8 protein-coding genes are annotated in these 8,005 nt (G+C 70.7%); 2 read left to right on the top strand and 6 right to left on the bottom strand.

All coding sequences use genetic code 11. The features are described 5' to 3' along the window. A partial coding sequence (locus ACNPM4_RS05510) for a FadR/GntR family transcriptional regulator (RefSeq protein WP_448984996.1) occupies positions 1 to 609 on the top strand: 609 nt, incomplete at its 5' end. A 36-nt stretch (positions 610 to 645) separates the two neighbouring features. Here ACNPM4_RS05510 and ACNPM4_RS05505 read toward each other — a convergent pair. From ACNPM4_RS05505 to ACNPM4_RS05485, 5 genes are read right to left on the bottom strand one after another with little or no spacing between them, the layout of a single operon-like run. Beyond that, positions 646 to 1,827 carry a M20 metallopeptidase family protein gene (locus ACNPM4_RS05505; protein WP_448984995.1) on the bottom strand — a complete coding sequence of 394 codons (1,182 nt, stop codon included), beginning with the start codon at positions 1,825 to 1,827 and terminating at the stop codon, positions 646 to 648. Beyond that, positions 1,824 to 3,005 (bottom strand): amidohydrolase, encoded by a 1,182-nt coding sequence (locus tag ACNPM4_RS05500; protein ID WP_448984994.1) that lies wholly within the window; start codon positions 3,003 to 3,005, stop codon positions 1,824 to 1,826. Before ACNPM4_RS05500 ends, ACNPM4_RS05505 begins: the two co-directional genes overlap by 4 nt. Further along, positions 3,002 to 3,538, bottom strand: coding sequence for an HAD domain-containing protein (locus tag ACNPM4_RS05495; protein WP_029263035.1), 537 nt, complete (start codon positions 3,536 to 3,538; stop codon positions 3,002 to 3,004). Before ACNPM4_RS05495 ends, ACNPM4_RS05500 begins: the two co-directional genes overlap by 4 nt. 1 nt (position 3,539) lies before the next feature. Then, positions 3,540 to 4,742, bottom strand: a complete 1,203-nt coding sequence (locus ACNPM4_RS05490) for an aromatic ring-hydroxylating dioxygenase subunit alpha (protein WP_262000575.1) — start codon at positions 4,740 to 4,742, stop codon at positions 3,540 to 3,542. Between the two features lie 22 nt (positions 4,743 to 4,764). Continuing rightward, a complete protein-coding gene (locus tag ACNPM4_RS05485; RefSeq protein WP_448984993.1) occupies positions 4,765 to 5,655 on the bottom strand; it encodes a PDR/VanB family oxidoreductase in 891 nt (296 codons plus the stop codon). A gap of 226 nt (positions 5,656 to 5,881) precedes the next feature. On the opposite strand from ACNPM4_RS05485, the gene hisC reads away from it, so the two are divergent. Continuing rightward, complete coding sequence (hisC, locus tag ACNPM4_RS05480) at positions 5,882 to 6,991, top strand: histidinol-phosphate transaminase (protein WP_448984991.1); 1,110 nt, start codon at positions 5,882 to 5,884, stop codon at positions 6,989 to 6,991. A 23-nt stretch (positions 6,992 to 7,014) separates the two neighbouring features. Here the strand turns inward: hisC and ACNPM4_RS05475 are convergent. Beyond that, positions 7,015 to 8,005 (bottom strand): winged helix DNA-binding domain-containing protein (locus ACNPM4_RS05475; protein WP_448984989.1); only part of this gene is annotated, 991 nt, incomplete at its 5' end.

The raw sequence follows: 8,005 nt of genomic DNA, 5'->3' as shown, positions 1-8,005 counted from the left end.
CACCGCATCGGCACACGACAGGACCTGTGCGAGCAGTTCGGCGTCGCGCCGGCCACACTCGGCGAAGCGCTGCGCGTGCTACGCGCCCGCGGCTCCGTCGACCTGCGCCCGGGCCCGGGCGGCGGCATCTTCGTCGCCGACCAGTCGCCGCTCATCCGCCTCGCCCACAGCGTGCTCCGTCTGCGCCAGACCGGCGCTCCGGTCAACGACGTGATCAAGGTGCTCGATGCGCTCGACGAGGCGGTCATGCATGACGCCGTCCTGAACCGCACCGATGCGGACATCGCCGACCTCGACGCGGTCATGTCCGACCTCGCCGACCACTGGCACGACCCGATCGAGGGGCTGCACGGCAACTGGCGGCTGCATCGCCGCATCGCCGAGATCTCGCCGAACGCGGTGCTGCGGACGTTCTACCTCAACCTCGTCGACTACATCGAGGGCGAGACCGCCGGCGCGGCGGATGAGGACGCACTGGCCGTCCCCGGATTCCGCCAGGACACGGACGAGCGCCTGCACATCCACGAGGCACTCATCGATGCGATCCGCAGCAGCGACGTCGAGGCCGGGCGCAAGGCCGTGCTGGACCACCGCACGCTCGGCCGCTGACCGCGGTTCGGTACCGCGACCGGACGGCGCCCGCGCCTAGCGGGACACGTGCCGGAGAGCGAGCGCGGCCAGCGCCGCGGCCTGATCGCCGAGCACTGCATCGTCGAAGACCGCGTGCGGTGAATGGTTCATCGGGATGTCGTCCGGATCGACGTGCGGCGGCGTGGCACACAGGAACAGGAACGTCCCGGGAACCTCGCGGAGCACGAACGAGAAGTCCTCCGAGGCCATCCACGGCACGGCGAGCTCTTCGACCCGCTCGTCGCCGAATTCCTCGCGCAGCACCGCCGTCGCCGCCGCGGTCTCCGGGGCCGTGTTGACGGTCACCGGATAGCCGATGAGCACCTCGACATCGGCCGTGCACCCGTGCGCGGCCGCGATGCGCTCGACGAGGGGCGGAAGTTCCGCCTGGGCCTGTGCGATCGAGGCCTCGGACAACGTGCGCAGCGTCGCGGCGAGCCCGGCCTGCTCGGGGATCACGTTCACGACCTCGCTCGCGAACAGCTTCGTCACCGAGAGCATCACGGGGTCGAACACGTCGACGCGCCGGGTGACCCAGCTCTGCAGCGCCAGCACGATCTCGGCGACCGCGGGCACCGGGTCGACCGCCTGATGCGGGCGGGAGCCGTGGCCACCCCGGCCGTGCACGGTGACCCTCAGCACGTTCGCACCGGCCATGATCGTGCCCGGTTTGAGTTGGAACGTGCCGCGCTCCCCCGGACCGACATGGATGCCGTATGCCGCTTCGACCCTCGCGCCTGACGCCTCGAGCACGCCGTCGCGGATCATCAGCGGCGCACCTCCGCCGGCTTCCTCGCCCGGCTGGAACATGAAGACGACGGACCCCGCGATGTTCTCCCGCCGTGCCGCGAGCAGCCGGGCGGCACCGACGAGTCCGGCCACATGGAGGTCATGTCCGCACGCGTGCATGGCGCCGTTCACGGACGCGTACTCGAGCCCGGTCTCCTCGACGATCGCCAGCGCGTCCATGTCGCCCCGCAGCAGCACCGACGGCCCGTCCGCCGCTCCGCGCAGCACCGCGGTGACCGAGCTCAGGTCACTGCCGGTCGTGATCTCGAGGCCGAGGTCGGCGAGTTCCGCGAGCACGACGGCCTGCGTCTGCGGAAGCTCGAAACCGACCTCGGGGATGCGGTGCAGGCGGCGTCGCAGATCGACCAGCTCGGGCAGCAGGCGGGCGGCATCGTCGCGCAGCGTCACAAGTTCTCCTTCTTCGCGGTGTAGACGGTCCGTCCGTCGATGAGCACCTCCCGCACGGTCGAGGCGACGTCGAGCGGGTCTCCGGTCCACAGAACCACATCCGCGTCGCGGCCGACCTCCAGCGCACCGACGCGGTCGCCGATGCCGGCGATGTCGGCCGCGGCGGAGGTCATGGCGGCGATGGCGGTCTCGCGGGGAAGGCCGGCACGCACGGCGACGGCAGCCTGCAGAGCGAGGAGCCCGATGGGAACCACCGGATGATCGGTGGTCAGGGCGACGCGCACTCCCGCGGCGGCGAGGGTCGCGAGGTTCGCAGGATCGGCCTCGCGCACCTCGACCTTGGATCGGCTCGACAGGATGGGGCCGAAGATGACGGGCACATCGCGCTCCGCGAGCACGTCGGCGAGCTTGTGGGCCTCGGTTCCGTGGTTGAGCACGAGACGCAGCCCGAACTCCTCGGCGATGCGCAGCGCCGTCGCGATGTCGTCGTGCCGATGCGCGTGCTGCTCCCAGGAGAGCGCGCCGTCGAGGGTCTCGGTGAGCGCCTGCTTTCCCAGGTCGACCGCGAACGGTGTGCCCTCGGCGCGGGCGCGATCCCGCCGTTCGGCGTAGTCGCGCGCATCCAGGAGCGCCTGCCGGATGACGAGCGCGATGCCGAGACGGGTCGACGGCAGCTGCTTGCGCTCCCCATAGGCCTGCTTCGGATTCTCGCCGAGCGCCGACTTCATGCCGAGCGCCGCGCGGATGACCTGCTCGTCGACCGAGCGTCCACCGGCGGTCTTGATCGCCACGCTCTGCCCGCCGATCGGATTCCCCGATCCCGGTTTCACGACGACCGCCGTAATGCCGCCTGCCAACGCGTCGGCGAACGCCATATCCTCGATGTTGATCGCGTCGATCGCCCGCACGCCGGCGGTCACGGGCGACGACACCTCGCTGCCGTCGAAGCCCGCGGGGCCGTTGGCTTCTTCGTGCACGCCGATGTGGCTGTGCGGGTCGATGAGTCCGGGCAGGACCCAGCATCCCGTCGCATCGATCACCCGCGCACCGTCCGGCACCGCGATCCCGACACCGACCGCCTCGATGCGGCCGCCCGCCACGAGCACCGTGCCGCCGTCGAGCTCCTCACCGAGGCCGGTGACCACGCGTCCGCCGACGATCGCGACGTCAGCGCTCATCCTTGCTCCTCGCTCGTGTGCATCGTGTTCCCTCCCGTGCGCCGTTCGACGAGCGCGCGCGTCCGTGTCAGCAGATCATCGAGATCGAGGCTCAGGATGCCGGCAGCGGGGTCGACCCGCACGACGATCCCGTCCTCGCACTCCGGCGGCTCTCCGCTGAGATCCACGAGAGGATCGTCGACCCAGACCCACGGCAGACCATCGGCATAGCGGCGGATGTGCGCGAGCTTGTCGAACTGCACGGGCAAGAAGGGCCAGGGCTCCTCCGGCAACTCGAGCGGCCCGCGGAACGCCGTGTGCGCGTTGTGTCCCCACTCGGATGCCCAGACGATGTCGAAGTGCTCGGCCAGCTCGTGCAGGCGTCGGGCCGCCGAGTCCGGGATGGCGACGTCGCGAACCCACCGGCCCCAGGCGGAGAGGTGGTGCATGCTCACCGGGACCGAGGGCTCGCCCTCGATCACGAACACGTCGCTGATCCCGAGCACGAGGACCGGGCGGTCTCCGCGCGGCGGTCGCGCCGTGTACTTCGCCATGTCAGTCGTCCACCGCGTCGGCGAGCAGCGGCGCGTCTGCGGCACCCTCGAAGTAGTTGCCGCCCTCGATGCGCACCAGCCGCTCCGCCTCATCGAAGCTCACGCCCACCGGGTCGCCGCCGGCTGCGACCGCGCGGTGCTGCTTGGCCATCATCCGCCGGATCATCGCGATGCCCTGATCGGTGGTCGTGAGGTGATCCTCGGAGTGCAGCGAGATGGCACCCTGCGACTTCTGCGCCTCGTAGTCACCGGGCAGGCGCTGATGCTCGAGGTCGGTGAGCTCCTTCCACGGCTTGCCCTCGTGCGTGGAGCGGAGCTTCGCGAGGAAGTCGGGATCGGCATCGCGCGCCACGGTGAAGATGCGGAAGTTCGTGTCATCCATCGGCACGACCCAGCCGATCATGTTCGTCTGCCCCGAGCTGAGCTTCGGGCTGGCCACGACCCGCAGGTTCGGGAAGATGACCTCGGTGACGCGGCGCAGCTGACGACCGTCGCCGAGCTCGCGCATCTGGATGCTGCGCACGCCGAGCGGCGTGTACTCGTAGCTGACCTCGGGGATGAGCGCCATCTCGGGAGTGAACTGGTTGCCGCTGAAGCGCGCGTGCAGGATCGGCACGTGGAACGGGTCCATCACGTTCTCCCAGTGCTGCAGCCAGTTGAAGTCGAGCTGGGCTGGTCCGCCGCCGCCCACGCCCTGGTCGTTGACGATCAGCTGCTCGTCGTCGGCGAGCTCCTCGAGGGTGTCGTAGCGCGGAAGCACGGGCTTCTTCTCGGGCGGGCCCAGGTACGCCCAGATCAGGCCGTACTGCTCCTCGACCGGATACCAGGGCTGGCGCACACGATCGCGGTGCAGGCCCAGTTCGGGCTCGCACGGCTGCTCGAGGCAGTGCCCCTCGGTGTCGAACACCCACCCGTGGTAGCAGCAGCGGATGCCCTCCTCTTCGACGCCGCCGTAGAACAACGAGGCGCCGCGATGGATGCACCGCGGGTGCAGCAGGCCGGCCTTGCCCTTGCGGGTGCGGAAGAGCACGAGCTCCTCGCCCAGCACCCGCAGCGAGATCGGGCGCGTCGTCGCATCCTCGACCTTCGCGACCGGGTGCCAGTAGCGGCGAAGCACCTCGCCGTAGGGGGTGCCGGGGCCGACCTGGGCGAGCTCGTTGAGCGGCTGCCCGAGGCGTAGGCCGTATGCGGTTCCGGTGTCCATGTTCGCTCCGTTCGTGCGGGGGTCAGATGTCGAGGACGAGACGCTCGCCGAGAGAGCGGGACACGCAGATCATCATCGTCTCGTTGCTCTCGCGCTCGTCGGGGGTGAGGATCGAGTCCCGGTGCTCGGGGGCGCCGTCGATCACGGCCGTCTCGCAGGTGCCGCAGACGCCCTCGAGGCAGGAACTCGGCACCCCGATCCCGGCGCTCTCGAGCATCTCGAGGATGCTGCAGCCGCGGTCGACCGTGACGATGAGGTCGGACCTGGCCGCCACGACCTCGAAGGTGTCGGCGCCCTGCGACTCGCCGAAGGTCTTCGGTTGGAAGCGCTCGAGGTGCAACGCGCCGTGCGGCCAGGCGAGGCTGAGCGCTTCGAGGGCGTCCAGCATCCGTTCGGGGCCGCACGCGTACACGGCGGTCCCGGCGGAGGGAACGCCGATCCAGGCGGCGAGATCGAGTCGCTCGTCGGCGTCGCCCCGGACCAGGAGCGTCTCGCCTCCGGCGAGCTGGCGGTGGCGGAGGAACGCCATCCGCTCCTCCGTCGAGCCGAGGTACGCCATCCGCCAGGGGATCCCGCGGCGGACGGCCTCGGACAGCATCGGCAGGATCGGCGTGATGCCGATGCCGCCCGCGACGAACACGTACTCCGCTGCGGGGGCGAGCGCGAAGTGGTTGATGGGTGCAGAGACGGTCACGAGTTCGCCGACCCGGAGGCTCTGGTGGACGTAGCGGGACCCGCCGCGACTCGGGCTCTCGGCGAGGACCGCGACGCGCCAGGCAGTGCGATCGTCGGGGTCGGAGCACAGCGAGTACTGGCGCTCCACTCCGTTCGCGAAGCGGAGGTCGATGTGCGCGCCGGGCTCCCACGTGGGCAGGGGCGCACCCGTCGGGTCGTCGAGCTCGAGGGACAGCACGTCCCGCGCCTCCCACCGCATCGCCCGAACGCGCAGGGCGAGGGACGTTTCCGGGGAATCCACCGCAGACTGGGGCACCGTCGCTCCGCTCCTTCCGTCGTTCCGGCCACCATCGACCGAATTGACCACATTCGATATATTCAATTGCGATAGTATGGATGATGCCCGGCACTGTCAAACGGACGGACGGGCGCCGCACGAGCGGATGATGAGAGAGGCGGAACGGATGTCGGAGCTGAGACTGCGGGAGGACCTGAACGCGATCCCCGGATACACCCCGGGGAAGGCCGCGCCGCAGGCGGAGACCACCGGACCGGTGTTCAAGGTGTCGTCGAACGAGAACCCCTATCCCCCGCTCCCGTCGGTGACCGCGGCCATCGCCGACCGGCTCGCGCACATCAACCGCTACCCCGAGACCGCGGCGACGGCTCTCACCGCGGTGCTGTGCGAGCGGTTCGGCGTCGAGCCGGTGAACGTCGTGCTCGGCAGCGGATCGGTCGAGGTCGTCTCGCAGCTGATGCGCGCGACAGCCGGTGAGGGCGATGAGATCCTGTTCGCCTGGCGGTCGTTCGAGGCGTATCCGATGCTCGCTCGCGCGGCCGGAGCCGTGCCCGTCATGGTTCCCCTCACGGACGACCACCGGCACGACCTCGACGCGATGCGGGCGGCCATCACCGACCGCACGCGCCTGATCCTGGTGTGCAACCCCAACAATCCGACCGGGACCACCATCGGCGACGCCGAGCTCGATCGATTCCTCGCACAGGTCCCGCCGCACATCGTCGTCGTGATCGACGAGGCGTACGTGCAGTTCAACGACCACGACGACTCCCCCGTCGGCATCGAGTACTTCCGTCGATACCCGAACGTCGCGGTCGCGCACACCTTCTCGAAGGCGTACGGCCTGGCCGGCATGCGCATCGGCTACGCGATCGCCCCCGAGCAGCTGGGCATCGCGCTGCGCAAGGTCGCCATCCCGTTCGGCGTGACCGACCTGGCGCAGACGGCTGCGATCGCCTCCCTCGCCGCCGAGGACGAGCTCGAGGCCAGGGTCGCCGAGCTCGTCGTCGAGCGGGAACGCGTCGTCGCCGCCTTCACCGCCGCCGGTCTGACGCTGCCCGAGAGCAAGGGCAACTTCGCCTGGCTTCCCCTCGGTGAGGCCACGTCCGCTGCCGCCGAGCTGTTGGAACGCCACGGCCTGCTCGTGCGGCCGTTCCCGGGCGAAGGACTCCGGGCCACCGTCGCCGAGCCCGAGGCCAACGAGCGGCTCATCGCGCTGGCTCCCCAGATCGCCGCACTCGTCGCCCCCGCGGAGGCCGTGCTCGCCTCGCAGTGACCGCTTCTTCGCCGGCGGCGCGCTCAGTCGCCGGCGAAGTGCGCGAATCGCGCCAGCGCAGCCTCCACGGCTGCCGGCTCGCCCGGTTCCGCGAACAGCTCCGGTGGCGCGTCGCGGGTCGCGCTCGCGTGCGTCCAGCATCCGATGACGCGTCCCTGCTCGATGAGCGTGGCGCGCACCATGCCGTTCTTGCCCGGGCCGACGGTGGCCAGGTGCTCGGGCGCGCACACGGTCGTGCGGTCGGCGTAGGAGATGTAGTACTCGTCGAACGCGGGGAGGGCGTGGACCGTCGCCGCGCCCGTCGCGCGCCGCGGACGCTGGAGCGACACGAACAGCCCTTCGTCCACCTCGTCGACCCGCCCTGCCGCGCGCTCGACCGCCTCGCGTGACTGTCCGAGCGTGAGTCCCGACCACCACGCGAAGTCGGCGACGCCCGCCGGTCCGTGCCCGTCGATGTAGCGCACGAACAGCTCGGCGAGTGGGTCTGCCGGGCGGGTGTGCTCGCGGATGTGCTCCTCGGCCAGCACGAACCGCTGGTCTCTGGTGATGCCCGCCCGCGCGGCGACCGGCCCCTGGCAGATGAGGCCGTCGATCGTGAGGGTGAAGAGCAGATGGATGCCGCGCTGCCCCGTCGGGTCGATGCCGACGCCCTCGAGGATCTCGAACACCTCGGCGCGGGTGCGGCCACCGTCGCGCAGCTGCGGCGTCAGCGCGCGCACCGCCGTCGCGACCATGCTGTCGTCGATGCCCAGCTGACGGTGACGGGAGACCGCCTGCTGTCGCTGTCGGGCGGCGGTGACCTCGAGCATCCAGCCCAGGTCGCGTGCCGGCACGGTGTGCAGCGTGCCGCGCATGGTCCACGCCCGCACGAGGTCGCCGCGGTCGAACGCACGGTCGACGTCGCGCAGACGCACCGGCCCGCGGGTACGCGCGGCGAGCGCCCAGCGCCCCGCGGTGAAGTCCTGGCTCTGCACCGCGAGCATGTGGTGCGCGGCATCCGTCACCGTGCGCGCC

This window comes from Microbacterium umsixpiens (assembly GCF_053543675.1).
The sequence above is the reverse complement of the archived record's forward strand: the minus strand, read 5'-3'. Positions and strand labels throughout refer to the sequence as shown.

Coding starts and splice junctions, on each gene's coding strand:
- ACNPM4_RS05495 (WP_029263035.1), bottom strand. CDS start 3,538: ATGGCGAAGTACACGGCGCGACCGCCGCGCGGAGACCGCCCGGTCCTC.
- hisC (WP_448984991.1), top strand. CDS start 5,882: ATGTCGGAGCTGAGACTGCGGGAGGACCTGAACGCGATCCCCGGATAC.
- ACNPM4_RS05500 (WP_448984994.1), bottom strand. CDS start 3,005: ATGAGCGCTGACGTCGCGATCGTCGGCGGACGCGTGGTCACCGGCCTC.
- ACNPM4_RS05490 (WP_262000575.1), bottom strand. CDS start 4,742: ATGGACACCGGAACCGCATACGGCCTACGCCTCGGGCAGCCGCTCAAC.